We start from the raw sequence: 25,315 nt of genomic DNA on the forward strand, positions 1-25,315 counted from the left end.
GCAACATGGCTACTGAACAAAAAATCACAGAGCAGGACGTCCTCGCGGCACTCGAGCGCGTGGAGGACCCCGAGATTGGCAAGCCCATCACCGAGCTGGGCATGGTGGAATCCGTGCGCATTACCGGCGCGGACGTGGCCGTGGGCATCTACCTGACCATCGCCGGCTGCCCCATGCGCGACACCATTGAGGGCAACACGCGCGCGGTGTTAGAAGAACTCGACGGCGTCGGCGACGTCTCCGTCACGCTGCACACCATGAGCGACGAGCAACGCCGCGCGCTCGCGTTGAAGCTGCGCGGCGAGCAGACCGGGCCTGCGATCCCGTTCGCGGACCCGGACACGCGCACCCGCATCTACGCCGTCGCCTCCGGCAAGGGCGGCGTGGGCAAGTCCTCCATGACCGTGAACCTGGCCACCGCCCTCGCCGCGCAGGGATTGAGCGTCGGCGTGGTGGACGCGGACATCTATGGCCACTCCGTGCCCGGGCTGATGGGCTCGAACGACAAGGGCCCCACTGTGGTCGACGAGATGATCATGCCGCCGATTGCCCACGGCGTGCGCCACATCTCCGTGGGCCAGTTCGTGGAAGGCAACGCGCCGATCGTGTGGCGCGGGCCAATGCTCACCCGCGCGATCCAGCAGTTTTTGGCCGACGTGTACTGGGGCGATCTGGACGTGTTGTTCATGGACCTGCCGCCCGGAACCGGCGACGTGGCCATCACGGTGGCGCAGCTGGTGCCGAACGCGGAGTTGCTCATCGTGACCACCCCGCAGGCCGCCGCGGCGGAGGTGGCGGAGCGCGCCGGCACGATCGCGCAGCAGACGGACCAGAAGATCGCCGGCGTGATCGAGAACATGGCAGGCATGACCATGCCCGACGGCACCGTGATGAACATCTTCGGCGAGGGCGGCGGCGAGCAAGTCGCCGAGCGTCTAACGCAGCTGACGGACTCCGACGTGAAGCTGCTCGGCTCCATCCCCCTGGATCCGCAGCTTCGCGAGCACGGCGACACCGGCACCCCCGTCGTCATCTCCGAGCCGGACTCCCCCGCCGCCAAGGCCATCCAGGCGGTCGCGGATCAGTTGAAGGTGCGCCGCGAATCCCTCGCCGGTAAGAGCCTCAACCCGCAGGTTAAATAACGTCCTCCCAGGAGAAGCTCCTGCCTTTCGACGGCCGCTCCGCCTGATCCGGCTGTGCAGGCTGCTCCGGGCGCGGCGGCTCCTGCGCCGCGGGGCGCGGGCCCGAGCGGGTGGGCTCGGGTTTCGCCTCGCGTGGGTCCACGGCCTCGTCCTCGAACAACACCTTCGCCATCGCGCGGCGCGGGCCCATCGACGCGTACTGGGACACGGTGTTGATCGGCTTTTTAAACTCCTCGAAGCCCTCCAGCTCCCCGTTGAGCTCGGCCTTGGCGTTGTTGATGGCCTTCTTCGCGGCGTAGATCGCCGCGCGCACATCCTCCACGACGGCGGGCAGGCGTTCGGGCCCGATCACGATGAGCCCGATGATCAGGATGAAGAAAATCTCGCCCCAGCCGATGTTGGAAAACACCTACAACACCCTACTCCCCGCGGCGCTTCAGCGCGCTCAAAGCCGACTGCAGCGCGGAGCTGAGGTTGGCGCCTAGGTCCCTGACCCGGCCGCGAGGGCCCGGCGCCTCGCCCACCCTGTCGAGGTCCCCGGCGCTCATCCCGGCCAAGCGCTCCACCAGCGACGCCGGGGCGTGCACGCACGAGTTGTCCACCACTCGCAGCCGGTTCGCGGCGCGGCGCTGGGCGTCGACCTCGGCGCTGCACTCGTCGCAGTCGGTCAGGTGGCGGGCGGCGCGGCGGAACGCTGAATCAGACAGTTCGCCGTCCACGAAGGCGGCGACCGCTTCCGGGTTCAGGTGGTCGGTGGAGTTGAATTCGCGTTTGGCCATGGACATCATCACGTCGCTTGGTTAGCGGGTGCGGATGAGCTCCTTCGCGTGTGCGTCGTCAAGCGCCTGCGCCTCCAGCGACTCGCGCAGCTGCGCGCGCCCGCGGTGGATGCGCGAGCGCACGGTGCCCATCTTCACGCCGAGGGTGTCGCCGATTTCCTCGTAGGTCATGCCCATGACGTCGCAAAGCACGACGGCGACGCGGAAGTCCGGCGCCAAATCATCCAGCGCGCGCTGCAGCGCCGGGTCCAGGTTGGCCACGTTGTAGGCCTCCTCCGGCGTCATGTCGGTGCCCGGCACGCGCTCGTAGTCCTCCGGCAGCGCCTCCATGCGGATCTTCGCGCGGCGGCGCACCATGTCCAAAAACAAGTTGGTGGTGATGCGGTGCAGCCACCCCTCGAAGGTGCCCGGCTGGTAGTTCTTCAGGCTCCGGAACACGCGCATGAAGGTCTCCTGCGTCAGGTCTTCCGCGTCGTGTTGGTTGCCGGACAGGCGGTAGGCAAGGCGGTACACGCTGTCGGCGTGTTCCTGCACCAGCTCCGACCAGGTGGGCATGGCCCCCTCGCCCGCGTCGAACGCGGCAGTGCCGGACAGCTGGTTTTCCTCAGTGGTCATGGCAAGTAGTTTGGCAGATCAACCTCCCAGATGCCAGCACGCCTGCTGTGAGCTCCCTGAGCACATGCGCCCCGCTATGATTGCCGGTGTGAGTGAGACAGCGTTTACCCAACTGAGCACCTACATCGACTCCCGCCGGGACCACCTGCCGGAGGCGGTGGGCGAAGCACTCGCCCGCGCCCGCGAGGACGCCGGGGAAAACGGCGTGCCGGTTCCCAGCCAGATCGTGGGCGATTTGCTGTCCGTGCTGGCGGCGGGCAACGAGGCCGCCCAGGGCGCGGTCGCGGTGACCCCGGCCGCGGGGGTTGCGGGCCTGCACATCCTCGCCGGTCTGCGCGAGAAGGCCACCCTGACCTGCATCGAACCGGAGGCGGCACTGCAGGCAGGCGCCAAGGAGGCGTTCCGCGCCGCGGGCTTCGCGCCGTCGCGCGTGCGTTTCCTCACCTCCCGCCCGCTCGATGTGATGGGCCGGCTGGCAACGGGCGCCTACCAGCTCATCTACGCCGACGTCTCGGCCGTGGAGCTGCGCCCGCTCATCGACGCCGCGTGGCCCCTGCTCGCCCCCGGCGGCACGCTCGTCATCGCGGGCTCGCTTCTCGACGGCACCGTGGCCGACCCCACCCGCCGCGACCGCGAAACTGAGGCGGCGAGGGAGGCGGACGCTTTCGTCGATACGCTGGCGCTCGAAGAGGCCGCCATTGCGCGCCTGCCTCTCGACGGCGGGCTGACGCTTCTGACCAAGCGGCGCTAAATCACCTCGTTTTTGCCCACGCACACCACGCCGCTGTCGGAGACGTTGAAGCGCTCGCGGTCACGCTCGGAGTCCACCCCGATGATCTCCCCGTCGGAGACGTAGACGTTTTTGTCCAGGATGCAGTGGCGCACCACCGCACCCTTGCCCACGCGCACGCCCGGCATCAGCACTGAGCCTTCCACGGTGGCGCCTTCCTCGACGCGGACGTCGGTAGACAGCACAGAGTTGCGCACCGTCGCGCCCGAGATGATGGAGCCGGACGCCACGATGGACTCCTGCGCGATGCCGCCCATGACGAACTTCGCCGGCGGCAGGTTGTCCTCATCCGTGGCGTGAATGGGCCACGCCTTGTTGTAGAGGTTAAACACCGGGTGCGAGGAGATCAGGTCCATGTGGGCTTCGTAGAACGAGTCCACGGTGCCCACGTCGCGCCAGTAGCCTCGGTCGCGCTCCGTTGCGCCCGGGACCTCGTTGCGGGAGAAGTCGTAGACGTTCGCCTCGCCCTGGGCCACGAAGTACGGGATGATGTCGCCGCCCATGTCGTGGGCGGAATCCTCATTCTGCTCGTCCTCCAACAGCGCCTGGATCAGCGCCTCGGTGGAGAAGCAGTAGTTGCCCATGGACGCGAACGTGGTCTCCGGGTCGTCGGGGGTGCCCGGCGGGTCCGACGGCTTCTCCAAAAACTCGGTGATGGTGCCGTCGTCTGCCGCCTGGATGCAGCCGAACGCGTGCGCTTCCGAGCGCGGCACGCGGATGCCCGCCACCGTCGCGGCCTTGCCCGAGGCGATGTGGTCCTCCACCATCTGCGAAGGGTCCATGCGGTAGACGTGGTCCGCGCCGAAGACCAGCACGTAGTCCGGCGCGTCGTCGTAGATCAAGTTCAGCGACTGCACGATCGCGTCCGCCGAGCCCGAATACCAGCGCTTGCCGCGGCGCTGCTGCGCCGGCACGGAGGCGATGTACTGCTGCGTCGGGCCGGAGACGTTCCACGCGGTGGCAACGTGGCGGTCCAGCGAGTGCGACTTGTACTGGGTCAGCACCGCGATACGCATGTACCCCGCGTTGACCAGGTTGGACAGGACAAAATCGATGAGACGGTAGTTGCCGCCGAACGGCACGGCGGGCTTGGCACGATCGGCGGTCAACGGAAACAGACGCTTGCCCTCACCGCCGGCGAGGACGATGGCGAGAACCCGAGGCTGGCTTTTCATACTTCCAAGGCTAATGAGAAATCCAGGTCCCTGCAGGGAATCGCGCGGGTAAGTAGGCTCGGCGGTCATGAAAGTCGGAATGTTCACCCGCGAATACCCACCGGAGGTCTACGGCGGCGCCGGCGTCCACGTCACCGAGCTGACGCGCTTCATGCGCGACATCGTCGAGGTGGACGTGCATTGCATGGGCGCGCCGCGCGACGCAGCAGGCGTCTACGTGCACGGCGTCGACCCCGCGTTGGCGGAGGCCAACGGGGCGATGAAAACACTGTCCACCGGCCTGCGCATGGCCGACGCCGCCGCCGGGCTCGACGTGGTGCACTCCCACACCTGGTACGCGGGGCTCGGCGGGCACCTGGCCGGCCAGCTGCACGAAATCCCCCACGTGGTCACCGCCCACTCCCTGGAGCCGGACCGCCCGTGGAAGCGCGAGCAACTCGGCGGCGGCTACAACGTTTCCTCCTGGTCGGAGAAGAACGCCTTCGAGTACGCCGATGCGGTCATCGCGGTCTCCGCTGGCATGAAGGAGGCGGTTCTGCGCGCCTACCCGCGTATCTACGACACTAAAGTCCACACCGTCCTCAACGGCATCGACCCGGAGAAGTGGTACCCCGACTCCGGCACCATCGCCGAAGAGCTGGGTGTGGATCCGGACAAGCCGGTTGTGGCCTTCGTCGGCCGCATCACACGCCAAAAGGGCGTGGCCCACCTGCTCAAGGCCGCCCAATCCTTCGACGAGGACATCCAGCTCATCCTGTGCGCTGGGGCCCCGGACACCAAGGAGATTGCGGCGGAGACCGAAGGGCTCGTCGAAAAGCTGAAGGCGTCGCGCGACGGCGTGTTCTGGATCCAGGAAATGATGCCGCCGGAAAAGGTGCGCGAGGTGTACTCGCTGGCAGACGTGTTCGTCTGCCCGTCCATCTACGAGCCCCTGGGCATTGTCAACCTCGAGGCGATGGCGTGCGAGACCGCCGTGGTAGCCTCGCGCGTCGGCGGCATCCCGGAAGTTGTCGTCGACGGCGAAACCGGCGTGCTGGTGGACTACGATGCCACCGACACCGCGGGCTTCGAAGCCGCCTTGGCCGAAGCCGTCAACGCCGTCGCAGGCGATGCCGAGCGCGCCGCCGCCCTGGGCGCGGCCGGGCTCACGCGGGCCAAAACCGACTTTTCCTGGGCGACCATTGCGCAAGAAACCGTAGAGATTTACAAGGGGCTGAACAGATGACCGTTTACCGTCCGGAACTGCACGTCACCGCCGAGCGCGGCATCCTCGAAGGCCCCGCTGGCATCTACCGCACCGGCAAGGCAGCCGAGCGCATGTGGAACATGTTCTACCAGTACCGCCCCACCCCCGACGCGCCAAGCCGCTGGGGCCACCAGCAAAGCGCAGAAGACGCGTTTAGCTGGATCGACTGCAACGACGTCATCGTGCCCGTCGGCGGCGAAATCGCCGTTCGCGCCGGCAGTGTCTCCGCCGCCGGCGACGGGGTGGACCTGTACTTCACCTCCGCCACCGCCGCCGGCAACACCATCCAGGTCGCGCACGTCCCCCACGTCGACGAGCTGTGCTCCGACCTCGACGACGACGCCGACCTCGATGTCTCCGGCGCCGCAGCCCGCCTCGGCGCCGTGGTCGAAGACGTCGCCGGCGTGAGCAACTTCCGCTCCCCCTGCGTCGTGCCCGACTGGGACGCCGACACCGACCGCGACGACGCCCACGACGGCTGGCTCATGCTCGCCGTCTCCGGCCCCGAAACCGCGCCGAAGCCAGTCGTGCTCACCTCCGATGACGGCCGCGACTGGAAGCTCGAAGGCGTCCTCGAATTCGAAGGCGACACCGGCTTCGACCTCGACACCTCCTTGGTCGCCCCGCGCATCGTGCGCCTGCGCGACGAAGTGGACGGCCAGATCCGCGACGTTTTGTTTGTCACCCTCGAGCGCGACGGCAAAGACACCGCCGTCTACGCCGTCGGCGAGCTGCGCGGCCACACCTTCCGCGTGGACACACCGTTCACCATCGTCGACCACGGCCACGACTTCACCCGCCCCCGCAACACCACCTACAACCTGGCAGAAACGGCGAAACTGTACGAACGCGCCTACCTCTACGGGTTCATGACCAACACCGACCGCGCCGGCGACCCCACCCAAGAGCCCAACTGGGACGCCGAAGGCTGGGCCAACGCCCTGACCCTGCCGCGCCGCATCACCCTGCAGGGCGGCCGCCTCTACCAGGTGCCCGCCCCGGGGCTTCCGGACGCGGTGGACAGCACCGACCGCGCCCGCATGTGGGCCGGGCTCTGCGAGGTCGCGCCGGGAGCCTCCGTCGTCGTGGAGGTGCTCGACGGCGACGGTGAACCGGGCGTAGAGATCACCCACTCCGGCGACCAGATCGTCCTCGACCGCAAGGACGGCTCCCCCGCCAGCGCCGAGCTCCACGACGACGACGAGGACAACATCACCGTCATCGTCGACGGCTCCACCATCGAGGTCTACGCCGGCGGCGGCAGCGTGGTCATGTCCTCGCGCGTGTGGCTCAACGGCGGCTGCTCCGGCATCCGCACCCGCGCCTACAACGGCGCGGAAATCCACTCCGAGTGGCGCCGCGGCTACGTGCGCTAACGCTTAGGCTTTGCGCATGCGGATCAGCTGCGCACGGGCGGTGACCCGCATCTGCTCCGGCAGCTCCGCCAGGCGGGCCTGAAGCGTGTCGCGATCCAGGTGGCGCGCCGACGGGCTCATGCCCACCTGGGCGGCGATGGCGTCGCGCTCCAGCAGCATTGGAAACTCGATGAGCTCAGGATCCGCCGCCGGGACCAAGTGCCCCTCGGACTGAGCGATGAGGCGCTCGACCTTGCCTTCTTCGACGCCGAGGATGCCCAGCGGCTCGCGCAGCTCATCCAGGTGGCCCTGGTCGGCGACGAGCATGACGGCCTCGCCACCGTCCACAAGCACGCGCGCGAACTCGGCCGGGTTGCGCGGCGCGAACACGACGGCGAGCGCGTGGACGGAGCCGGTGCGGATCGGCAGCTGCTCCCACACGTCCGCCACCACAGCGCCCACGCGCGGGTGGGCCTTGGCCAGGTGCTTCGCGGCCGGCACGGACACATCCAGGCCGACGCCGCGCGCGCCCGCGATCAGGTCCAGGGTGTGGGCCAGGTAGTAGCCGGTGCCGGCGCCGGCCTCCATGATCACCGGGTGTTCGGTGTCGCCGGCGGCGCGCTCCACAACATCGGCGAGCGCGTCGGAGACAGCCTCCACGAACGGGGCGAAGTGGCCGTTGGACAAAAACGTCTCGCGGGAGTTGACCATCTCCAGCGAGTCACCCTCGTGCCCGATGCCCTTGCCGGCGGCGAGGGTGACGTAGCCCTGCTTGGCCACGTCATAAGAATGCCCCGATTCGGAGACGAGACGGGAAAAATCGTCTTCGCCCCGAAGCGGGGTGAGGTCTGCCGGGTCGGCGAGCACGTCCACAATGTCGTTGAGCATGTGGCGATACTACCGCGTTCGGCGCGTTAGGCTTCTGCGGCCTCCGTGAGCAGTCGGCCGAGCTCGCCGGCCTCCTCCTTGGACAGCTCCACCACGAGGCGGCCGCCGCCGTCGGACGGGATACGCATCACGATCTTGCGGGACTCCTCCACCGCTTCCATCGGGCCACTGCCGGTACGCGGCTTCATTGCTGCCATTCGTCTACGCTCCTTTTACTTCGCGATAGTTGACGTAGACGATTCTACCTGAGCATCCTGCCTTTCGACGGGCCCAAGGTTGCCGCCAGCCAACTGCTCCAGCAGCGCATCCACCTGATCCATGCGGTAGCCGCGGTGCACGACCTCGAGCTGGATATCGCCGAAATTGCCCTCCTCTACGGCGCGGCGGTTGGCTTCCTTGACGTCGGCGGTCGGCGGCATCGGCGGTTGTGCCTCGCCGCGTCCGAAGACGGAGGCGAACACGCGCACGCCGATGATGCTCAGCAGCGCGAGGATGAGGATTAACACGATCCAGGAAAGCATGCCGGTTAGTTTAACCGTCCACCCAGGCGGGGCGCTCGCGGACCTGTATTTCGCCCACCCCGGCGCGCGCCAGGATCGTGCGGGAGACCACGTCCGCCATGGGCCCCAGTTGCGTCAGCGGGCGGTTGCGGTGCGTGCGCGGGCTCAGCTCGGCCTGCGCGATGGAGGCGGGGGTGTGGGCGGAGGCGACGTCGATGAGCAAACCAGCCTCGACGCCGTAGCCTGCGACGAACGGCACCCGCAGCGCGGTCGAGCGGCGGATGGCGTACTCGCCGGCGAGCGGCTGGCGGATGTGCGCGAGCTGCGGGAACAGTGCGCGCAACAGCGGCTTGGCGGTCAGTTCGGTCACACGGCCACCGGCGCGGGCGCGCTCGTAGGAGGCTTTGACCAGGTGGATGCCCGGATCCGACAACGGCTCGGCGAGTGCGTCGACCCACCACGGCTTAAGCGAGGTCACGTCCGCGTCCACGAAGACCACGACGTCACCGGCGGCCGCCTTCACGCCGCGCCACAGGGCCTCGCCCTTGCCCTCCCACGGCTCGCGCGGGTCCACCTCGCGCCACGGCACCACCCTCGCGCCCGCGGCTGCGGCGCGGGCGGCGGTGGCGTCGGTGGAGTCCGGGTCGATCACCAGCACCTCGTCGGCACTCGATGCCAAACACTTCTCGACGACCCCCGCCACCGTCACTTCCTCATTCAACGCCGGGATGACCACGCTGACCCTCACGCGAGCCCTCGCACGGTGTTAAGCGGGGCCATCTCGCCCTGGATCGCGGCGGTCATGCGGATCACGTCCAACGTGGCCTCGACCTCGTGCACGCGGAACGCCGCCACCCCGCGCGCGGCCGCCCACGCGGTGGCGGCGAGGGTGCCGGGGACGCGCTCGGTGATGTCCGCGCCGAAAAGCCCGCGGTGAAGCGTCTCGCCGACGAAGTCCTTGTTCGACAGCGCCATCAGCACCGGCCAGCCGGTGCCCACCAGCTCGTCCACGCGGCGCAAAAGCTCCAGGCCGTGGTAGGTGTTCTTGCCAAAATCGTGGGTCGGGTCGATGAAGATGCGCTTTTCCGGCACGCCCAGCGACGCCGCGCGCTCCGCCAGCGCCGTGGTCTCGGCGATGACGTCGGCGACCACGTCGTCGTAATGCACCCGGTGCGGGCGGGTGCGCGGCGTGATCCCGCCGGTGTGCGAGCAGACGTAGCCCACCCGGTGGTGGCCGGCGACCTCCACCAGCTCCGGGTCAAAACCGGCCCACGTGTCGTTGATCAGGTCCGCGCCGGCGGCGATCGCAGCCTCGGCCACCGGCGCGCGCCACGTGTCTACGCTCAACGTCACATCGGGGTGGCGCCCGCGCGCGGCGGCGATCAGCGGCACGACGCGGTCGATCTCCTCGGCCACGTCCACGTCGTCGCCGGGACCTGCTTTGACCCCGCCGACGTCGATGATGCTGGCGCCGGCGGACACGGCGCCGTCGATACGCAAAAGGGCTTTCTCGGAAGCGAACGTCGCGCCTTTGTCGTAAAACGAGTCGGGTGTGCGGTTGACAATCGCCATCACCTCGGCGAGCTGCTTAGTCATCCTTGAGGCGCTGATCCGTCATCACCTTGTGCGTCTCCACGATGTGCGCCACCGCCTCGTCCACCGAGTCGGTGACCAAAAACAGCTTCTCGTCCCCCGGCGAAATCAGCCCGCGGCCCAGCAGCTGCTCCTCAATCCAAGCCACCAGCCCAGACCAAAACTCGGTGCCCATCAGCACAATCGGGAAGTTGGTCACCTTGCCGGTTTGCACCATGCACAGCACCTCGAAGACCTCGTCCATCGTGCCGAAGCCGCCCGGCAGGGCGATAAACGCCTGCGAGTACTTCAAAAACATGGTCTTGCGGGCGAAGAAATAGCGGAAGTTTAAGCCCAGATCCACCCAGTCGTTCAAACCCTGCTCGAACGGCAGCTCAATGCCCAGGCCCACCGACAGGCCGTCGGCGTTGTGCGCCCCGCGGTTCGGGCCCTCCATCAAGCCCGGGCCGCCGCCGGTGATCACCGCGTAGCCGGCCTCCACCAGCGCCCGGCCCACGTCGTAGGACAGCTGGTACTCGTCCGTGCCCTCCCCCAGGCGCGCCGAGCCGAACACGGTGACGGCCTTCGGCATCTCCGAAAGCGCGTCGAAGCCCGCGACGAACTCGCTCTGGATGCGCATCACGCGCCACGGGTCCTCGTGGCGCCACTGGCTGTCCGCGTGCCCGAACGCCTCAAGCAGGCGCTGGTCAAAGGTGGACGCCTGGTGGTCCGAACCGCGCAGCGCGATCGGGCCGCGCAGCTTCCGGTCGCGCTCCGGACGGGGGATGTTCAGCGGGGCCACTGACTACTCGCTTTCGTTGAAGCTCAGGTACGACATCAGCTGCTCGAAGACCTGCGTGATCTGGTCCGTCGGGCACTGCTCGTCCTTCTTGTGGGCAAAACCAGGGTCGCCGGGGCCGAAATTGACCGCGGGAACACCCAGGCTAGAAAAGCGCGCGACATCCGTCCATCCGAACTTCGCGCGGAAATTCCCGCCCACAGCCTTGACTAGGCCGGCGGCGACCGGGTCGCCCAGGCCGGGAAGTGCGCCCGGCGCGATGTCGTCGTAGGTCAGCGTGAGCCCGTCGTCAAGCGAAAGCGCTTCCTCCAAGTGGGCCTTGGCCTCCTCCACGGAGCGGTCCGGCGCGTAGCGGAAGTTCACGATCAGCCGCGCGTGATCCGGGATGGTGTTGGTGGCCACGAAGCCCTCCAGGCCCACCACGTTGAGGCCCTCGCGATACTCGCAGCCGTCGATCTCCACGGCGCGCGGTTCGTAGGCGGCGATGCGCGTGAGCACACCGGCCAGATCGTGCGCGGCGTTGTGGCCGAGCCAGCTTCGCGCGGAGTGCGCGCGGGTGCCGTGTGCGTCCACGAACACGCGGATGGTGCCCTGGCAGCCAGCCTCGATGATGGCGCCGGACGGCTCGCCGAGCAGCGCGATGTCGCCCTCGAGCCACTCCGGGTGGTCGCGCTCCAGGTGGTACAGGCCGTTGTACTCCTGCGCGACCTCCTCGCCCTCGTAGGCGATGACGGTCAGGTCGTGGTCCGACTTGCCCGGCTCAGCCAGGCGCGCGAAGGCTGCCAGGTAGCAGGCCATGCCGGATTTCATGTCGACGGACCCGCAGCCGTGCAAGACCGTCTCACCCGTCGGCGAGCTTGTGAGCCGATGCGGCGTGTTGTCCGCGAGCGGGACGGTGTCGATGTGCCCGGCCAGGACCACCCTTGAACCCAGCCCGAAGTTCGTGCGCGCCACCACCGTGTTGCCGAAGCGCTCAACCTCCGCGTGCTTGAGGCCGCGAAGTGCGCCCTCGACGGCGTCCGCGATCGCCTCCTCGTGGTGCGAGGGCGACTCGATGTCCACGAGCGCCGCGGAAAGTGCAATTGGGTCGGCGAAGAGATCTAAGGAAGTCACACGGCGATCCTACGTTTAGACTCGCAGGCATGTCTCAAGGAGCGCGCGCCGTCGGAATCGCCAACATCGCCATGAACGGCACCGTGCTGGACACCTGGTTCCCGTCGCCGGAGCTACTGCCTATCGACGGCACCTCCGGCACCCACCGCGTCTCCGCCCACGAACTCAGCCCGAAGTTTCTGAAACTTATTGGCGCAGACCACGACCGGCTGGTGGAACTCGTGCCGGTGCGCACCGTCATCGCGGACTTGGACGCACCACCCATCGATGCGCACGACGTGTTTTTGCGCCTGCATCTGCTTTCGCATCGCATGGTGGAGCCGCTGACGATCAACATGGCCGGCGCGCTGGAGCTGCTGCAGCCGGTGGTGTGGACCAACAAAGGCCCGTGCCTGGCGGACAACTTCGAAACCGTGCGCACCAACCTGCGGGCGCGTGGGCTGATCCACGTCTACGGCATCGACCGGCTGCCGCGCATGGTGGACTACGTCGTGCCGTCCGGGGTGACCATCGCCGAAGCCGAGCGCGTGCGGCTCGGGGCGTACCTGGCCGAGGGAACTTCGGTGATGCGCGAAGGCTACGTCTCCTTCAACGCCGGCTCGCTGGGACCTGCGCGGATTGAGGGGCGGCTGTCGTCGTTCGTGGTGGTCGGCGGCGGGACCGATCTGTCGCTGTCATCGGCGCTGATGGCATCACGGGTCAACGAGTTTGAGCGTGCACCGATGCGGGTCGGGCGGGACTGCCGGCTGCACCCGTCTGCCGGCGTGATCGGGGTGGATCTAGGCGACCGGTGCGAAATCGGAGTCAACGTCATGCTCGAACCGGAAACCATGGTCTTCGACGTGGAAACCGGTACCCAGGTGCCCGCGCGGACCATCGCCGGGCGCGCGGATCTTCGCATCGAACGCGAACCGTTTTCCACCTCGCCGGTGGTGCGGCGGCGCACTTTAGGCGTCGATTAGCGAAAAGTTGCGGAATATATTGCCCTTGACGCAATAGCTTGCGTTTAAGGTGTTCGACATGTCGACACCAGTTTCCCCCGTCGCGGAATCCACCGCGCTCGCCCGCGGGCTGAAAACACGCCACCTGACCATGATGGGCCTCGGCTCCGCCATCGGCGCCGGCCTGTTTCTGGGCACCGGCGTGGGTATCGCAGCCGCCGGGCCGGCCGTGCTCATCGCGTACGTCATCGCCGGATTCATCACCGTCTGCTTCATGCAGATGCTCGCCGAGATGGTCGCCGCCAGGCCGTCCTCCGGCACCTTCTCCACCTATGCCGCCCAGGCGTTCGGCCCGTGGGCCGGGTTCACCATCGGCTGGCTGTACTGGTTCATGATGATCATGATCATGGCCGTGGAAATCACCGGCGCCTCCGCGATCGTCGCTGCGTGGTTCGGCATCTCGCCGTGGATCCCGGCGCTCGTGGCCATCATGGGTTTTACCGTGATCAACTTCTCCGCCGTGAAAAACTTCGGCGAGTTCGAATTCTGGTTCGCCCTGATCAAGGTCGCCGTCATCGTCGCCTTTTTGATCATCGGCGTCGCACTGTGGCTCGGGCTGCTGCCCGCCGGCGATTTCGTCGGGCTGGAAAACGTCAGCGAAGTCGGCTTCATGCCCAACGGCTTGTCCGGCGTCGCCACCGCGCTGCTGGCCGTGGCGTTCGCGTTCGGCGGCATTGAGCTGGTCACCGTCGCCGCCGCCGAATCCGAGGACCCGCAGGCGGGCGTGCACTCCGCCATCCGCTCGATCATCTGGCGCATCTCCGTGTTCTACATCGGCTCCGTGCTGCTGATCGTGCTGCTTCTGCCGTTCGACCAGATCGGCGGGGCCGACTCCGCCGCCGACTCCCCCTTCACCGCCGTGCTCGAGCTAGCCAACATCCCGGGCGCGGTGGGCATCATGGAGGCCGTCATCGTCGTGGCGCTGCTGTCCGCCTGCAACACCCAGATCTACGGCTCCTCGCGTTTCCTGCAAAACCTCGCAGTGCGCGGCGACGCCCCCGCCTCCTTCGCCCGCACCGACGCCCGCGGCGTGCCCATGCGCGCCGTGGTGGTCTCCGTCGTCTTCGGCTTCGCCGCCGTGGCCCTGCAGTACTGGAACCCGCCGGGCCTGCTGGCATTTTTGCTCAACGCGGTCGGCGGCTGCTTGATCGTGCTGTGGATCGTCGTCGCCCTGTCGTTCGTGCGGCTCCACCCGAAGCTCGTCGCCACCGGTGAAATCACCGAGGTGCGCATGTGGGCGCCGGCTGTCCTGCCGTGGGTCATGATCGCGCTCGCCGCGGGCGTCATCGCGCTGATGCTGGCCGACTCGGACGGGCGCTTCCAGATGCTCGCCGTCACCGTCGTCGTCGGCGTCATCGCCATCGCCGGCGTCATCCACCAAAACGTGCAAAAGAAGGCGGTCGGGTGATGGCCGGAAGGACGTCGACAAGCAACAGCGATCTCGGCTCCGGCCTGAAATCGCGGCACCTCACCCTCATGGGGCTCGGCACCGCCGTGGGCGCCGGGCTGTTCCTCGGCGTCGGCGTGGGCATCCGCGCCGCCGGGCCCGCGATCCTCATCGCCTACGCAATCGCCGGGCTGATCGTCATCGCCGTGATGCGCATGCTCGGCGAAATGGCCGCCGCGCACCCCTCCTCCGGCTCCTTTGCCACCTACGGGCGCATGGCGTTCGGCCACTGGGCCGGATTTCTGCTCGGCTGGATCTACTACTTCCTGCTGATCATGGCGTGCGGCGCCGAACTCACCGGCGCCTCCGCCATGATGGCCGGCTGGTTCGGCGTGCCGCAATGGGTGCCAGGCCTCATCGTCGTGGTCGTGCTCACCGCCGTGAACCTCGCGCAAGTCAAAGGCTTCGGCGAGTTCGAGTACTGGTTCGCCATGATCAAAATCGCCGTCATCCTGGGATTCTTGGTCATCGGCGTGCTGCTGTGGTCCGGCGTGCTGCCTGCGAGCGGGTTCGTCGGCTTCGGCAACGTGCGCGAATCCGGCTTCGCCCCCAACGGCATCGCCGGCATCGCCGCAGGCCTGCTTGCAGTGGCGTTCGCGTTCGGCGGCATCGAAGTGGTCACCATCGCTGCGGCCGAGTCCGAAAACCCCTCCGACAACGTCAAGCGCGCCGTCAATTCCATTATCTGGCGCATCGCGCTGTTTTACATCGGCTCCGTGACCGTGATCATCCTGCTGCTGCCGTACACGGCGATCGACGGCGCGGACTCCGCCGCCGACTCCCCCTTCACCGCCGTTTTGGAAATGGCCAACATCCCGGGCGCAGCCAGGTTCATGGAGGTCGTGATCGTGCTCGCGCTGTTGTCCGCGTTCAACGCGCAGATCTACGGCACCTCGCGCCTGGGCTACCAGCAGGCGCTCGAGGGCGACGCGCCAGCGTGGATGGCGCGCACCAACGCCGCCGGAGTGCCGCGCAACTCCGTGCTCATCTCCGTGTTCTTCGCATTCGTGGCCGTGGGTCTGCAGTGGTGGAACCCGCCGGGGATGATCGACTTCATCATGTCCGCCACCGGCGGCTGCCTCATCGTCACCTGGATCATGATCACCCTGAGCTTTATCAAGCTCCACCCGCGGATCAGCTCCTCTGCGGTGCGTGTGCGTGGAGCGTCGTGGGTGCCGTGGGTGACCCTGGCGGCGCTGCTGGGGCTGACGGTGCTCATGCTTTTCGACGACGCTTCGCGCTCCCAGGTCATCAGCGTCACCATCCTGTCGCTGATCCTGATTGCCATGTCCTTCCTCACCCGTGACCGGGGTGCCGTAAGGTGACTGGCATGAATTCCCCAACTTCCGCTATCGCGCGCGGCGTCGCCACCATCACCCACGACGGCACCGTGCTTGACGTCTGGTACCCCGCCCCGTTAGTAGATGAGCCGGTTGAGGAAACCGGGACGCGTCGGTTGGCAGAGCCCGACGCCCGCTTCGAAGACCTCGTCGGCCCCGACGAGGCGCGCGGCGTGGCGCGTGTGGCCGTGGAAACGGCAATCAAGGACCTGGCCGAGCCAGCCGTGGACGCCTACGACGTCTACCTGCGCCTGCACCTGCTGTCGCACCGTCTGATCCGCCCCCACGGCGCCAACATGGACGGCGTGTTCGGTCTGCTGTCCAACGTGGTGTGGACCAACTACGGCCCCTGCGCCGTCTCCGACTTCCAGATGACCCGCGGCCGTCTTGCCGCCAAGGGCCCGGTCGTGGTGTTCTCCGTGGACAAGTTCCCGCGCATGGTCGACTACGTCGTACCGTCCGGCGTGCGCATCGGCGATGCCGACCGCATCCGCCTCGGCGCCCACCTCGCCGAAGGCACCACCGTCATGCACGAAGGCTTCGTCAACTTCAACGCCGGCACCCTCGGCGCCTCCATGGTTGAAGGCCGTATCTCGGCGGGCGTTGTCGTCGGCGACGGCACCGACATCGGCGGCGGCGCCTCCATCATGGGCACCCTGTCCGGCGGCGGTAAGGAAGTCATCTCGCTCGGTGAGCGCTGCCTCCTCGGCGCCAACGCCGGCGTGGGCATCTCTCTCGGCGACGACTGCATCGTCGAAGCCGGCCTCTACGTCACCGCCGGCACCAAGGTGGTGCTCACTGCCCCGGTGGCCGAAGCGCTGGGCAAGGAACCCGGTGCCGAGATCAAGGCCCTGGAGCTCTCCGGTGCGAACGGCCTGCAGTTCCGCCGCAACTCCGTTTCCGGCTCCGTCGAGGCGGTGCCCGCAAAGGGCATCGAGCTCAACGAAGCCCTGCATGCCAACTAAGGGATACATGCCCACGCTCAGTGACGCGGAGCTGACGCTGCTCCCCTGGCGCGAGGTCCCCTCGCTGCCGGGGATCCGCGACGACCTCGTCGCGTCCTGCAACGACCCGGACATGGTGCGTTGGACCGCCGTGCCCCACCCGTACACCGGCGAGCACGCCGGCGATTTCCTGGCGGAGCCGCCCGAGGACGTCCACAGGTGGGCCTACGTGGTCGACGGCCGCTACTGCGGCAACATCGAGCTGCGCCCCGGCGGTGTACTGGGATACAACACCGCGCCATGGGCCCGCGGCCAGGGGCTCACCGCCCGCGCGCTGCGACTTGTCGCCGCCCACGCGCACGCCCAAGGCCTGCGGCGGCTAGAACTTCACATCGCCGTGAACAACGCCGCCTCGCGCCGCACGGCCGAGAAAGCCGGCTACACCTTCGCCGGGCTTCTCCCCGACCCGGTGCGCCTGCGCGGCCACGAGGACACGCTGGCCCGCTACGTCCTCCCCGCCCCAGACGAGGCGGAGCCGAACAGTACCTCCATCGCCCCGTAGGGGTGGTACCGGTTCGCCGCCGGGATCCCGTTCGGTGAGACCCACCTCGGGACTCCTTTGACGCGTTTGACGCTGCCGCGCCTGTTCGCGTGCGAGGCGATGTCGTGGTTAATCTGATTGTGGTAGCGGCACACTGGCACGAGGTTGCGCATGTTCGTCTCGCCGCCTTCGGCCCACGACTGCATATGGTGGATCTCGCAGGCATCGGAGCCGTGGCGGCAGCCCGGCCACGGGCACACCGTGAGCGTCATCCGGGCGAGGTCGCGCTGCTTGTCGTTGGCGTAGCGCTGCGTCTGGTACAGGTTCAACGCGCCTTCGGTCGGGTGGAACAGCGCGACTTCCGCGAGCTCGGGCTCCGATGCCAGGTATTCGGCGCCGGTGATGGTCGTGCCGTCGGTGAGCCCGAGGATCACGTCGTCTCCGTCGCCGGAGAGGATCTGCACGTGCTGGTCCAGCCCCACCACCACAATCGGGCGTCGGACGGCGAAGGGTATGCCTCCGCCGCAGCCCCGGACGAGATCTAAGAATCTTCGCAGCATCTGCGGCCCCGGCGGCTTTGTCGGGGCGAGGTCTTCGCGCAGGTAGTGCTCGATGTCGGCGGCGTCGTGCTCGTCGGCAGTGATGTGGATCGTTCGTCGGCCGTGCACCGACCGTCCAAAAGTGACCTGCAGCTTAGGTTTGGTCCGCGCCGGCTTGAGAATCAGCCGGTCGGCTTTGGCTTTCAGCTCGTGGTGGGTGCTGAACTTTTCCAGCAGCTTGCGGCGCACGCGCCACCGCTCGGCTTCGTTGGGGATCTTCTTTACTCGGTCTTCGATGTAGACCAGCTGACTCAGCGGGAAGGCTTCGGCGGCTTTGCGGCCTAAGCGTTGGTGTTTGGTCCACCGGGTGGCGCCGAAATAGAGCTTGTGGATGGCTTCCCACTTGCTGGCCAGGTTCGGTATCACGCCGGCGGCGATGGCGGCGCGCTTGTCAAAGCCTTCAAGCACGCGGATGGTCGGTTGTGTGTCTAGGAACTCTTGGAATGGTGTCATGGCACACAAGCTACGACCGCGCAAGACCCGACACTAGACCCGTGCCAAAATGTGGATAACTTTTCCTGAGAATTTCACAATCCCCAGCTAGACGGAAGATTTTGACTTTCCGAAGGTCCAGAATTTGTTGATGATGAAGTTCACCGGCATGGCAATGAACGTCGAAATGGCTTGCGCCCAGTAGGACTTGGTGCGCAGCCCGGAGGAGTCGTCGAAGATGTGGTCCGGCAGGCCAATCGGCGTGGTGGGGTTCATCAGAAGCGTCATGCAGGTCAGCGACACCGCGAACGCGAGCGCGCCGGTGGCCAAAAACGGGAAGAAACCGCGCAGCCAGGAGCGCGCGTGCACGCCGCGGAAGGTCCAGGAGCGGTTGAGCTGGTAGTTCCAGGTGTTCGCCAGCACGAACGCGAGCGTGGACATCACGTGGTACCAGCGCACGTTCCAGCGGGTGGAGCCGAGTTGCATCAACACGTCGTTGGCGTGGAGGTCAAGGCCGTTTTCCAGGGCTTTGTTGGCCAAGTAGAACACGACAAAGTTGACCAGCACTCCGGAGCCGCCGACGATGCCGAAGCGCAAAAACTGGCGCAGTCCGGCGACGAATCGCACCGCTGTGCTCCCGCCGGCTGGGGCGGCGGTGTGCTCATGCGTCACGGTCAACCTCCTCGAAAAAGTACGCAAAACTTACGTGAGTGTAGTCGCGGGAGGTCGACGCTAAGAAATCAGGCGCTTGGCGGCTTCGCTGATGCGATCGTCGGTGGCGGTCAGCGAGATGCGCACGTGGTTCGCGCCGGCAGGCCCGTAGAAGTGGCCGGGGGCTGCCAGGATGCCGCGGTCTGCGAGCCATTCCAGGATTTCGCGGGAGCTCATTGCTTCTCGACGGCACCAAAGGTACAACCCGGCATCCGAGTCGTCGATAGTAAAGCCAGCTTCCGGCAGCGCCTTCATGAGCTCGACGCGGCGCGTGGCGTAGGTGGAGCGCTGCATTTCCTCGTGCAAGTCCTCGCCGAGGGCCGCGACCATGGCGGCCTGGATGGGGCCCGGCACGATGAGGCCGGAGTGCTTGCGCACGAGAAGCAGCTCCTGCACCAGCTCCTCGTCGCCGGAGATGGTGCCGGCGCGATAGGATGCCAGGTTGGACGTCTTTGACAGCGAATGCAGGGCGAGGAGCCCGGTGTTGTCGCCGCCGGTGACGGACGGGTGCAGGATGGACACCGGCTCGGCGGACCAGCCGAGGTAGAGGTAGCACTCGTCGGAGGCGATGATCGCGCCGGTGTCACGGGAGAACTCCACCCACGCACGCAGCTGCTCCGCGGACGCCACTGCCCCGGTCGGGTTCGACGGGGAGTTGACGAAGACTAGCGAGGCGTCGCGCGGGGCGGCCGCGGGGTCGTCGCAACGCACGACTTCGCAGTCCGCCATCAGGGCGCCGACTTCGTAGGTGGGGTACGCGACCTCCGGGATGACCACCTTCGCGCCGCGCAGGCCCAACAGCGTGGGCAGCCAGGCCACGGCCTCCTTCAGGCCGATCACGGGCAGCACGGAGCGCTCGGACAGCCCCGCGATGCCGAAGCGGCGCGCAAGCGAGGAGACGATGGTGGCGCGCAGTTCGGGCGTGCCGGCGGTCTGCGGGTAGCCGGGGGCCGCGGCGGCCTCGGTCAGCGCGAGTTGGATCGACGGCGCGACCGGGTCGACGGGGCCGCCGACGGACAGGTCGATCAGCCCGCCGTCGTGCGCGGCGGCGCGCTCACGCACATCCGCGATGGTGTCCCAGGGAAAGTCCGGCAGCCGCGATCCGAGTGGAGTGGGAGCCAAGGGCCTAGTCCTGGTTCTGCGGCGGCAGGGCGGCCACGAACGGGTGGTCGAAGTCCTGCGGGCCGGTCTTGGCGGCGCCGCCCGGGGAGCCGAGCTCGTCGAAGAAGCCGACGTTGGCGTCGTAGTACTCGCTCCACTCGTCGGGAGTGTCGTCCTCGTAGAAGATGGCCTCGACCGGGCATGCCGGCTCGCAGGCGCCGCAGTCGACGCACTCGTCGGGGTGGATGTAGAGCATGCGCTTGCCCTCGTAGATGCAGTCGACGGGGCACTCTTCAACGCAGCCGCGGTCCATGACATCGACGCACGGTTGAGCAATCACGTAAGTCATGGCAAACAGTATGTCACTTCCGTCGAACCATGGGCCAAACGCCACCCACTATGCCGGCGACAAAGAGCACCAACGACCAGCCGGTTGGCGGGAGCACGGCCAGTGAAATGAAAAACGCGCATCCCCACACCCCCAGCGGCGCGAGCGCCCAGGTTTCGGACCACAGTCGCGCCGTCTTCGTCAGCACCGCGTTAAACAGCAGCGCCACCACCGCCCAGATCCAGTTGAGGTAGACCACTTCCAGCGCGAGCGAGACCAGTGCGCCGACGCTGAGCCACACTAAACCGGCCACGGCTTCGCCCCTAGAGAAGTCGTCGCGCACTACGGGTTGGGTCATCGCGCGATCCCGGCGAGCAGCGAAGTGTCGTCGTGAAGCGGAAGCCCCGCGCCCAACTGGTAGTGCTCGACGCGCTGGATCGGCTGGATGATCAGGTTGGACAGCGCGTAGTAGACCACCGGGCCCGCGGCAAGCGCGGCGTGCGGGTTCACGTCGGTGGTGCGCCCGTCCGCGATCCACAGCTGGGTGGCGTGCGCGCGCATCGCCTCCACCTTGGCGCTGTAGGCGGCGTCGTTGAGCTCGACGCGGACGTCGGAGGATTCCACGCCGTCGAGCTCGCCGTCTTCGGGCAGGCGCCAGCCCTCGGGGGCCTCGGCGGGCATGAGTGCGGCGGTCTCCTCGGCCAGGCGCACCGCCCACATAATTCGCGGGACATCCACGCGCTCGGCGGCGGCGTGGGTGATCTCGTGGGCGCGGATGTGGTCCGGGTGGCCGTAGCCGCCGTCGGGGCCGTAGGTGAGCACAAGGTGCGGCTTTTCCGCTTCGAAGATGGCAGCAAGCTTCTCGACGGCCACGTCGCCCGAATTCACAAACGCCCGCGGATTCCGGCTCGCTGGCGAGCCCGCCATGCCGGAATCACGGAAGCGGCCGGCGCCGCCGAGGAACTGCCCGCGCGCACCGATCGCGTCCAGGGAGCGCCGCAGCTCCTGGATGCGGAAACCCCCGAGCTGGTCCGCTTCGTCCACCACGAGGTGCTGGTAAGGCTCGCCGATGACCTCGCCTTCTTCGCCGAGGGTGCAGGTAACCACCAGCACGTCCGCGCCGCGGGCGGAAAGGTCTGCGAGGGCGCCGGCGGTGGTGATTGCTTCGTCGTCCGGGTGGGCGTGCACGGCGACAACGCGGTAGCCGGAAAGGTCTCGAGTGGTCATGGAACCTCCTGAATTTTTGATCGCCGCTTCACTGTATCGGCTAGCTTCCACTTGCCTGCCGACGACAACCCGCCAGGCCACTGACCCGGCTGCGTGCCGGCTGCGCGCACCCCGCCAGCGGTGGCGGCCAGGCGTGTTTCGTGCAGCAGGGGCACCCAGAGCGCTTCGCGGTGCTCAATCGCCGCGGCGCGCTCAGCTGCGGCGGCGGGCGGAATCTCTCCGGCGAGGATTGCGTGGGCCAACTCGTCGCCGGCCGCCGAACAAAAGCCGGCGAGGTTTCCGGCGCGGCCGGTCTCCGTGGGACACGCGATGCGGCTGGCCAAGGTGTCTGCGGAGTCGCCATCGTTTCGCCAGTGCACCACAACGTCCACCTCGCCCGCAGGCAAGCTGCGCGCGGCGATGGCGGGCAGCTCGTTAGCCACGATCCGTGCGGGCACGCCGGCGGCGTCCAGCAAATCCACCAGCGAACGCGCGGCCGCGGTAGCCGCCGGGTCCGCGGCGTCGGCGGCCACGCGTAGCACCTTGCCGTCCGCGGCCAGTGCGTGCAGCAGCGCCAGCGAGCCCGGTTCGGTGGGTGCCGCGGCGTGAACGTTGGTGCTGCGGCGGGCGGCGATGTGGGCGAGCAGGGGGACGTCGATAAGCGATCGCACCTCCGCGCGCGCCTGTGCCGAAAGCCCGCTGGTGGCCGAAAGCGTCACGCCGAGGGTGCGGGTGCCCGCAAACGTACGGGTGTCCGCACCCGGGATGAGCCCGAGAACATCCTCGGTGGTGTCCTGCGGCACCATGTCCACGAACGCGAGCTGGCCGCTGCGCAGCTGGTCCGCCACCTGGGTGGTGTCGCGCGCCGCGGCGAGAGTGAGAATGTCAATCGGCGCCGGGTCCGGCCCCCAGAACCTGTCGTTGCGGTTCAGCGTGACGGTGCCGTGCGCGCGGTCCACGCTGCGCACGAGGTAACGGCCAGCGGAGGCGGGGACAGTGTTGCGCAGCGCGTAAGCGAAATCGGTGGCGTCCGCGGCGAGTAAGTGCGACGGCAAAAGATGCCGGAACAGCACCTTCCAATCCGCCACCGGCTGCGCGAAATCCACGTCCACGACCTTGCCGCCGGGGCCACTGACGCGCACGTTCGACACCGCGCGGTACGCTGCCGGGTCCACCACGCCGGCGGTTTTTGTCATGCCCCGCCACAGGTAGGCGAAGTCCGCGCCGGTGATCGGGGTGCCGTCGGACCACTGGGCGTTCGGCGCGATGACGTACCGGACCGTGAACGCGTCCGGGGACGTCGGCAGCACCGACGCCCCGACGAGCAGGTTCGGGTCCTTCGCGCCGTCCGCTTGGAACGCGCTGGGCAGGACAAGGTCTGCAATGCCGCGCACCACGGCGGACTCGTCGCCGACCAGGTGCGGGTTGAACCCCGCGCGTACGGGGTCGACGCCGATCTGCGCCTGCGGACGTCCATTGGCGGGTTCCTGGTCGGTGCGCTGCTCCTCGGCGTTGTTTGCGCCGTTAGCGCTGTCTGAGTCGCCGTTCTCGGCGTCTCGCTCGGAGACGGCATCCGGGCGGTCCTCCGGTTCCACCAGCGGCGGCGGGCCGGGGTTGGCCGCGCACGACGCCACGAGGCAGAGCACGGAAAACGCCGCCGCAGCACGGGTGGCTGGGCGGCGCGTTCTACTTGGGTGCATGGAAGAACAGGCTAGCTGTTCTTCTGCTTTGCGCGGGAGCGGGCGCGGCCGCGCTCGGTGGCGTTGAGGATGATCTTGCGCACGCGCATCGCCTCGGGTGCGACCTCGACGCACTCGTCGTCGTCGCAGAACTCGATGGCCTCGTCCAGAGACAGGGTGCGTGCCTTCTGCAGCGTGACGGTGGCGTCCGCGGAGGCGGCGCGCATGTTGGTCAGCTTCTTCTCCTTGGTGATGTTGACGTCCATGTCCTCGTCGCGGGAGTTCGCGCCGACGACCATGCCTTCGTAGGCGTCCGCGCCCGGCTCGACGAAGAAGTCGCCGCGGTCTGCCAGCTGCTGCAGCGCGTAGGCGGTGACCTGGCCGGAGCGGTCGGCGACCAGGGAGCCGGTCGGGCGGCCCTTGATCTCGCCGGCCCACGGGCGGTGCTCGATGGAGTACGAGTTGGCGATGCCGGCGCCGCGGGTCTCGGTGAGGAAGGTGGTGCGGAAGCCGATCAGGCCTCGCGACGGCACGTCGAACTCCATGCGCACCCAGTCGCCGGAGCCGGCGTTGCCCATAGAGGTCATTTGGCCCTTGCGGTTGGCCATCAGCTGGGTGACGGCACCCTGGTGCTCGGCGGGCACGTCGATGATCATGTGGTCGTACGGCTCGTAGGTCTTGCCGTCGACCTCCTTGGTCACCACCTGCGGCTTGCCCACGGTCAGCTCGAAGCCCTCGCGACGCATGGTCTCGATGAGCACGGTCAGGGCCATCTCGCCGCGGCCCTGCACCTCCCATGCGTCAGGACGCTCGGTGGGCAGCACCTTGATGGAGACGTTACCGATCAGCTCCTGATCCAGGCGGGCCTTGACCATGCGGGCGGTGAGCTTGTCACCGCCGTTGCGGCCGGCCATCGGGGAGGTGTTCACGCCGATGGTCATGGAGATCGCCGGGTCGTCGATGGCAATGCGCGGCAGCGGCTCGACGTTTTCCGGATCGCAGAGGGTGTCGCCGATCATGATGTCCTCGACGCCGGAGACGGCGGCGATGTCGCCTGCAACCACGTCGCCGGTGGCCGGTACGCGGTCCAGGCCCTCGGTGACCAGAAGCTCCGCGATCTTGACGTTTTTGACCTGCTGGTTGCCCTCGGAATCGTAGTGGACCCAGGCGACGGTCTGGCCCTTCTTCACGGAGCCCTTGAACACGCGGATCAGGCCGATACGGCCCAGGAAGGAGGACGAGTCCAGGTTGGTCACCTGCGCCTGGAACGGCGCGTCGATCTCTGCGGACGGCTCCGGCAGCACGTCGTAGATGACGTCGAACAGCGGCTGCAGGTCCTCGTTGTCCGGCAGGTTGCCGTTGCCCGGGTTTTCCAGGGAGGCGCGGCCGGCGCGACCGGACGTGTAGAGCACCGGCAGCTCGAGCAGGTTCTCTGCGGCCTCTGCGGCTTCCGGGTCCTCCAGGCCGGCGCCGAGCTCGAGGAGCAGGTCCTGGGCTTCTTCGACGACCTCGTCGATGCGGGCGTCCGGGCGGTCGGTCTTGTTCACGCAGATGATGACCGGCTTCTTGGCTTCGAGTGCCTTGCCGAGCACGAAGCGGGTTTGCGGCAGCGGGCCTTCGGATGCGTCGATAAGCAAGACAACGCCGTCGACCATGGACAGGCCGCGCTCGACCTCGCCGCCGAAGTCGGCGTGGCCCGGGGTGTCAATGACGTTGATGACTAGGTCCGCGCCGTCCTTGCCCTTGCCGGCGCGGCGGATGGCGGTGTTCTTGGCCAGGATGGTGATGCCGCGCTCGGACTCGAGCTCGCCGGAGTCCATCACGCGGTCGCCGTGTTCGCCGTGGTCACCGAACACGCCGGATTGTTCCAGCATGGCGTTGACCAGGGTGGTTTTACCGTGGTCGACGTGGGCGACGATGGCTACGTTGCGAAATTCAGGGTGCGACACAGAGATAGATCCTTTGCGTTGGCGGAAATAACGCCTAAACGATACTCCCGCCTGCACTGAATC

At 67.6% G+C, this 25,315-nt stretch carries 28 protein-coding genes; 9 read left to right on the plus strand and 19 right to left on the minus strand.

What is annotated here, in order from left to right; genetic code table 11:
• The first annotated feature begins 5 nt into the window (after nucleotides 1-5).
• Entirely contained in the window at nucleotides 6-1,142 is a 1,137-nt protein-coding gene (locus tag NUW87_RS04170) for an Mrp/NBP35 family ATP-binding protein (protein ID WP_269027321.1), read from the plus strand.
• On the opposite strand, the gene tatB is transcribed toward NUW87_RS04170, so the two are convergent.
• From tatB to sigE, 3 genes are read right to left on the minus strand one after another with little or no spacing between them, the layout of a single operon-like run.
• Entirely contained in the window at nucleotides 1,135-1,551 is a 417-nt protein-coding gene (gene tatB, locus NUW87_RS04175; protein WP_239219026.1) for a Sec-independent protein translocase protein TatB, read from the minus strand. The genes NUW87_RS04170 and tatB overlap by 8 nt on opposite strands.
• Before the next feature lie 10 nt (nucleotides 1,552-1,561).
• The gene (locus tag NUW87_RS11645) at nucleotides 1,562-1,921 is read right to left on the minus strand and encodes an anti-sigma factor family protein (protein WP_272508652.1); all 360 of its coding nucleotides are present in this window, start codon (nucleotides 1,919-1,921) and stop codon (nucleotides 1,562-1,564) included.
• A gap of 21 nt (nucleotides 1,922-1,942) precedes the next feature.
• The gene (gene sigE, locus NUW87_RS04185) at nucleotides 1,943-2,536 is read right to left on the minus strand and encodes an RNA polymerase sigma factor SigE (protein ID WP_269027323.1); all 594 of its coding nucleotides are present in this window, start codon (nucleotides 2,534-2,536) and stop codon (nucleotides 1,943-1,945) included.
• Between the two features lie 76 nt (nucleotides 2,537-2,612).
• On the opposite strand from sigE, the gene NUW87_RS04190 reads away from it, so the two are divergent.
• A complete protein-coding gene (locus NUW87_RS04190) occupies nucleotides 2,613-3,287 on the plus strand; it encodes an O-methyltransferase (RefSeq protein ID WP_377734287.1) in 675 nt (224 codons plus the stop codon).
• Here the strand turns inward: NUW87_RS04190 and glgC are convergent.
• Entirely contained in the window at nucleotides 3,284-4,501 is a 1,218-nt protein-coding gene (glgC, locus tag NUW87_RS04195) for a glucose-1-phosphate adenylyltransferase (protein WP_269027325.1), read from the minus strand. The two genes, NUW87_RS04190 and glgC, sit on opposite strands and share 4 nt — an antisense overlap.
• A gap of 67 nt (nucleotides 4,502-4,568) precedes the next feature.
• On the opposite strand from glgC, the gene glgA reads away from it, so the two are divergent.
• Nucleotides 4,569-5,726 carry a glycogen synthase gene (gene glgA, locus NUW87_RS04200; protein WP_269027326.1) on the plus strand — a complete coding sequence of 386 codons (1,158 nt, stop codon included), beginning with the start codon at nucleotides 4,569-4,571 and terminating at the stop codon, nucleotides 5,724-5,726.
• Complete coding sequence (locus NUW87_RS04205) at nucleotides 5,723-7,123, plus strand: GH32 C-terminal domain-containing protein (protein WP_269027328.1); 1,401 nt, start codon at nucleotides 5,723-5,725, stop codon at nucleotides 7,121-7,123. Before glgA ends, NUW87_RS04205 begins: the two co-directional genes overlap by 4 nt.
• A 3-nt stretch (nucleotides 7,124-7,126) precedes the next feature.
• Here NUW87_RS04205 and NUW87_RS04210 read toward each other — a convergent pair whose 3' ends face one another.
• The 7 genes from NUW87_RS04210 to dapE are packed head-to-tail and all read right to left on the minus strand — an operon-like array spanning nucleotide 7,127 to nucleotide 11,974.
• Complete coding sequence (locus tag NUW87_RS04210; protein WP_239219036.1) at nucleotides 7,127-7,990, minus strand: class I SAM-dependent methyltransferase; 864 nt, start codon at nucleotides 7,988-7,990, stop codon at nucleotides 7,127-7,129.
• 26 nt (nucleotides 7,991-8,016) lie between these two features.
• Complete coding sequence (locus NUW87_RS04215; protein WP_070475087.1) at nucleotides 8,017-8,187, minus strand: DUF3117 domain-containing protein; 171 nt, start codon at nucleotides 8,185-8,187, stop codon at nucleotides 8,017-8,019.
• Between the two features lie 15 nt (nucleotides 8,188-8,202).
• Nucleotides 8,203-8,511, minus strand: coding sequence for a hypothetical protein (locus NUW87_RS04220; RefSeq protein ID WP_063937446.1), 309 nt, complete (start codon nucleotides 8,509-8,511; stop codon nucleotides 8,203-8,205).
• A 10-nt stretch (nucleotides 8,512-8,521) separates the two neighbouring features.
• Entirely contained in the window at nucleotides 8,522-9,238 is a 717-nt protein-coding gene (locus NUW87_RS04225) for a glucosyl-3-phosphoglycerate synthase (protein WP_269027331.1), read from the minus strand.
• On the minus strand, nucleotides 9,235-10,086 hold the full coding sequence (gene folP / locus NUW87_RS04230; protein ID WP_269027333.1) for a dihydropteroate synthase: 852 nt from the start codon (nucleotides 10,084-10,086) through the stop codon (nucleotides 9,235-9,237). The genes NUW87_RS04225 and folP overlap by 4 nt, the downstream gene beginning before the upstream one ends.
• Nucleotides 10,079-10,864, minus strand: a complete 786-nt coding sequence (locus NUW87_RS04235) for an LOG family protein (RefSeq protein WP_239219042.1) — start codon at nucleotides 10,862-10,864, stop codon at nucleotides 10,079-10,081. The genes folP and NUW87_RS04235 overlap by 8 nt, the downstream gene beginning before the upstream one ends.
• A 3-nt stretch (nucleotides 10,865-10,867) precedes the next feature.
• The gene (gene dapE, locus NUW87_RS04240; RefSeq protein WP_269027335.1) at nucleotides 10,868-11,974 is read right to left on the minus strand and encodes a succinyl-diaminopimelate desuccinylase; all 1,107 of its coding nucleotides are present in this window, start codon (nucleotides 11,972-11,974) and stop codon (nucleotides 10,868-10,870) included.
• A gap of 29 nt (nucleotides 11,975-12,003) precedes the next feature.
• Here dapE and NUW87_RS04245 point away from each other — a divergent pair, with 29 nt between their 5' ends.
• From NUW87_RS04245 to NUW87_RS04265, 5 genes are read left to right on the plus strand one after another with little or no spacing between them, the layout of a single operon-like run.
• The gene (locus tag NUW87_RS04245; protein WP_269027336.1) at nucleotides 12,004-12,936 is read left to right on the plus strand and encodes a 2,3,4,5-tetrahydropyridine-2,6-dicarboxylate N-succinyltransferase; all 933 of its coding nucleotides are present in this window, start codon (nucleotides 12,004-12,006) and stop codon (nucleotides 12,934-12,936) included.
• A gap of 58 nt (nucleotides 12,937-12,994) precedes the next feature.
• Entirely contained in the window at nucleotides 12,995-14,383 is a 1,389-nt protein-coding gene (locus NUW87_RS04250; protein ID WP_269027337.1) for an amino acid permease, read from the plus strand.
• The gene (locus NUW87_RS04255) at nucleotides 14,383-15,747 is read left to right on the plus strand and encodes an amino acid permease (protein ID WP_269027338.1); all 1,365 of its coding nucleotides are present in this window, start codon (nucleotides 14,383-14,385) and stop codon (nucleotides 15,745-15,747) included. The genes NUW87_RS04250 and NUW87_RS04255 overlap by 1 nt, the downstream gene beginning before the upstream one ends.
• Before the next feature lie 5 nt (nucleotides 15,748-15,752).
• Nucleotides 15,753-16,727, plus strand: a complete 975-nt coding sequence (gene dapD, locus NUW87_RS04260; RefSeq protein ID WP_194560299.1) for a 2,3,4,5-tetrahydropyridine-2,6-dicarboxylate N-succinyltransferase — start codon at nucleotides 15,753-15,755, stop codon at nucleotides 16,725-16,727.
• Entirely contained in the window at nucleotides 16,717-17,268 is a 552-nt protein-coding gene (locus tag NUW87_RS04265; protein WP_269027340.1) for a GNAT family N-acetyltransferase, read from the plus strand. Before dapD ends, NUW87_RS04265 begins: the two co-directional genes overlap by 11 nt.
• Here NUW87_RS04265 and NUW87_RS04270 read toward each other — a convergent pair.
• The 8 genes from NUW87_RS04270 to typA all read right to left on the minus strand — a co-directional run bounded on the left by NUW87_RS04270 (nucleotide 17,211) and on the right by typA (nucleotide 25,252).
• Nucleotides 17,211-18,299, minus strand: a complete 1,089-nt coding sequence (locus NUW87_RS04270; RefSeq protein ID WP_269027342.1) for an HNH endonuclease signature motif containing protein — start codon at nucleotides 18,297-18,299, stop codon at nucleotides 17,211-17,213. The two genes, NUW87_RS04265 and NUW87_RS04270, sit on opposite strands and share 58 nt — an antisense overlap.
• A gap of 87 nt (nucleotides 18,300-18,386) precedes the next feature.
• Nucleotides 18,387-18,950: a GtrA family protein gene (locus tag NUW87_RS04275; RefSeq protein ID WP_269027344.1), complete on the minus strand. Its 564-nt coding sequence runs from the start codon at nucleotides 18,948-18,950 to the stop codon at nucleotides 18,387-18,389.
• A gap of 60 nt (nucleotides 18,951-19,010) precedes the next feature.
• Nucleotides 19,011-20,111: a succinyldiaminopimelate transaminase gene (gene dapC, locus NUW87_RS04280; protein ID WP_269027346.1), complete on the minus strand. Its 1,101-nt coding sequence runs from the start codon at nucleotides 20,109-20,111 to the stop codon at nucleotides 19,011-19,013.
• A 4-nt stretch (nucleotides 20,112-20,115) separates the two neighbouring features.
• Complete coding sequence (fdxA, locus tag NUW87_RS04285; RefSeq protein ID WP_070421608.1) at nucleotides 20,116-20,439, minus strand: ferredoxin; 324 nt, start codon at nucleotides 20,437-20,439, stop codon at nucleotides 20,116-20,118.
• 13 nt (nucleotides 20,440-20,452) lie between these two features.
• Complete coding sequence (locus tag NUW87_RS04290) at nucleotides 20,453-20,776, minus strand: hypothetical protein (protein WP_063937458.1); 324 nt, start codon at nucleotides 20,774-20,776, stop codon at nucleotides 20,453-20,455.
• Nucleotides 20,773-21,645 carry an N-acetyl-1-D-myo-inositol-2-amino-2-deoxy-alpha-D-glucopyranoside deacetylase gene (gene mshB, locus NUW87_RS04295; RefSeq protein ID WP_239219060.1) on the minus strand — a complete coding sequence of 291 codons (873 nt, stop codon included), beginning with the start codon at nucleotides 21,643-21,645 and terminating at the stop codon, nucleotides 20,773-20,775. The genes NUW87_RS04290 and mshB overlap by 4 nt, the downstream gene beginning before the upstream one ends.
• Nucleotides 21,642-23,324 (minus strand): ABC transporter family substrate-binding protein, encoded by a 1,683-nt coding sequence (locus tag NUW87_RS04300; RefSeq protein WP_269027349.1) that lies wholly within the window; start codon nucleotides 23,322-23,324, stop codon nucleotides 21,642-21,644. Before NUW87_RS04300 ends, mshB begins: the two co-directional genes overlap by 4 nt.
• 11 nt (nucleotides 23,325-23,335) lie before the next feature.
• The gene (gene typA / locus NUW87_RS04305; RefSeq protein ID WP_269027351.1) at nucleotides 23,336-25,252 is read right to left on the minus strand and encodes a translational GTPase TypA; all 1,917 of its coding nucleotides are present in this window, start codon (nucleotides 25,250-25,252) and stop codon (nucleotides 23,336-23,338) included.
• Between the last annotated feature and the right edge of the window lie 63 nt (nucleotides 25,253-25,315).

The sequence above is a fragment of the Corynebacterium pilbarense genome, assembly GCF_026930265.1.
Taxonomy (GTDB): Bacteria; Actinomycetota; Actinomycetes; order Mycobacteriales; family Mycobacteriaceae; genus Corynebacterium; species Corynebacterium pilbarense.

Excerpts from the sequence above, each read along its gene's own strand:
- NUW87_RS04290 (WP_063937458.1), bottom strand. The coding sequence starts at position 20,776 with ATGACCCAACCCGTAGTGCGCGACGACTTCTCTAGGGGCGAAGCCGTG.
- NUW87_RS04270 (WP_269027342.1), bottom strand. The coding sequence starts at position 18,299 with ATGACACCATTCCAAGAGTTCCTAGACACACAACCGACCATCCGCGTG.
- sigE (WP_269027323.1), bottom strand. The coding sequence starts at position 2,536 with ATGACCACTGAGGAAAACCAGCTGTCCGGCACTGCCGCGTTCGACGCG.
- NUW87_RS04190 (WP_377734287.1), top strand. The coding sequence starts at position 2,613 with ATGATTGCCGGTGTGAGTGAGACAGCGTTTACCCAACTGAGCACCTAC.
- NUW87_RS04170 (WP_269027321.1), top strand. The coding sequence starts at position 6 with ATGGCTACTGAACAAAAAATCACAGAGCAGGACGTCCTCGCGGCACTC.
- folP (WP_269027333.1), bottom strand. The coding sequence starts at position 10,086 with ATGACTAAGCAGCTCGCCGAGGTGATGGCGATTGTCAACCGCACACCC.
- NUW87_RS04220 (WP_063937446.1), bottom strand. The coding sequence starts at position 8,511 with ATGCTTTCCTGGATCGTGTTAATCCTCATCCTCGCGCTGCTGAGCATC.
- NUW87_RS04265 (WP_269027340.1), top strand. The coding sequence starts at position 16,717 with ATGCCAACTAAGGGATACATGCCCACGCTCAGTGACGCGGAGCTGACG.
- dapD (WP_194560299.1), top strand. The coding sequence starts at position 15,753 with ATGAATTCCCCAACTTCCGCTATCGCGCGCGGCGTCGCCACCATCACC.
- NUW87_RS04300 (WP_269027349.1), bottom strand. The coding sequence starts at position 23,324 with ATGCACCCAAGTAGAACGCGCCGCCCAGCCACCCGTGCTGCGGCGGCG.
- mshB (WP_239219060.1), bottom strand. The coding sequence starts at position 21,645 with ATGACCACTCGAGACCTTTCCGGCTACCGCGTTGTCGCCGTGCACGCC.
- NUW87_RS04255 (WP_269027338.1), top strand. The coding sequence starts at position 14,383 with ATGGCCGGAAGGACGTCGACAAGCAACAGCGATCTCGGCTCCGGCCTG.
- NUW87_RS04210 (WP_239219036.1), bottom strand. The coding sequence starts at position 7,990 with ATGCTCAACGACATTGTGGACGTGCTCGCCGACCCGGCAGACCTCACC.
- glgA (WP_269027326.1), top strand. The coding sequence starts at position 4,569 with ATGAAAGTCGGAATGTTCACCCGCGAATACCCACCGGAGGTCTACGGC.
- fdxA (WP_070421608.1), bottom strand. The coding sequence starts at position 20,439 with ATGACTTACGTGATTGCTCAACCGTGCGTCGATGTCATGGACCGCGGC.
- NUW87_RS04215 (WP_070475087.1), bottom strand. The coding sequence starts at position 8,187 with ATGGCAGCAATGAAGCCGCGTACCGGCAGTGGCCCGATGGAAGCGGTG.
- NUW87_RS04205 (WP_269027328.1), top strand. The coding sequence starts at position 5,723 with ATGACCGTTTACCGTCCGGAACTGCACGTCACCGCCGAGCGCGGCATC.
- glgC (WP_269027325.1), bottom strand. The coding sequence starts at position 4,501 with ATGAAAAGCCAGCCTCGGGTTCTCGCCATCGTCCTCGCCGGCGGTGAG.
- NUW87_RS11645 (WP_272508652.1), bottom strand. The coding sequence starts at position 1,921 with ATGGCCAAACGCGAATTCAACTCCACCGACCACCTGAACCCGGAAGCG.
- NUW87_RS04245 (WP_269027336.1), top strand. The coding sequence starts at position 12,004 with ATGTCTCAAGGAGCGCGCGCCGTCGGAATCGCCAACATCGCCATGAAC.
- NUW87_RS04250 (WP_269027337.1), top strand. The coding sequence starts at position 12,995 with ATGTCGACACCAGTTTCCCCCGTCGCGGAATCCACCGCGCTCGCCCGC.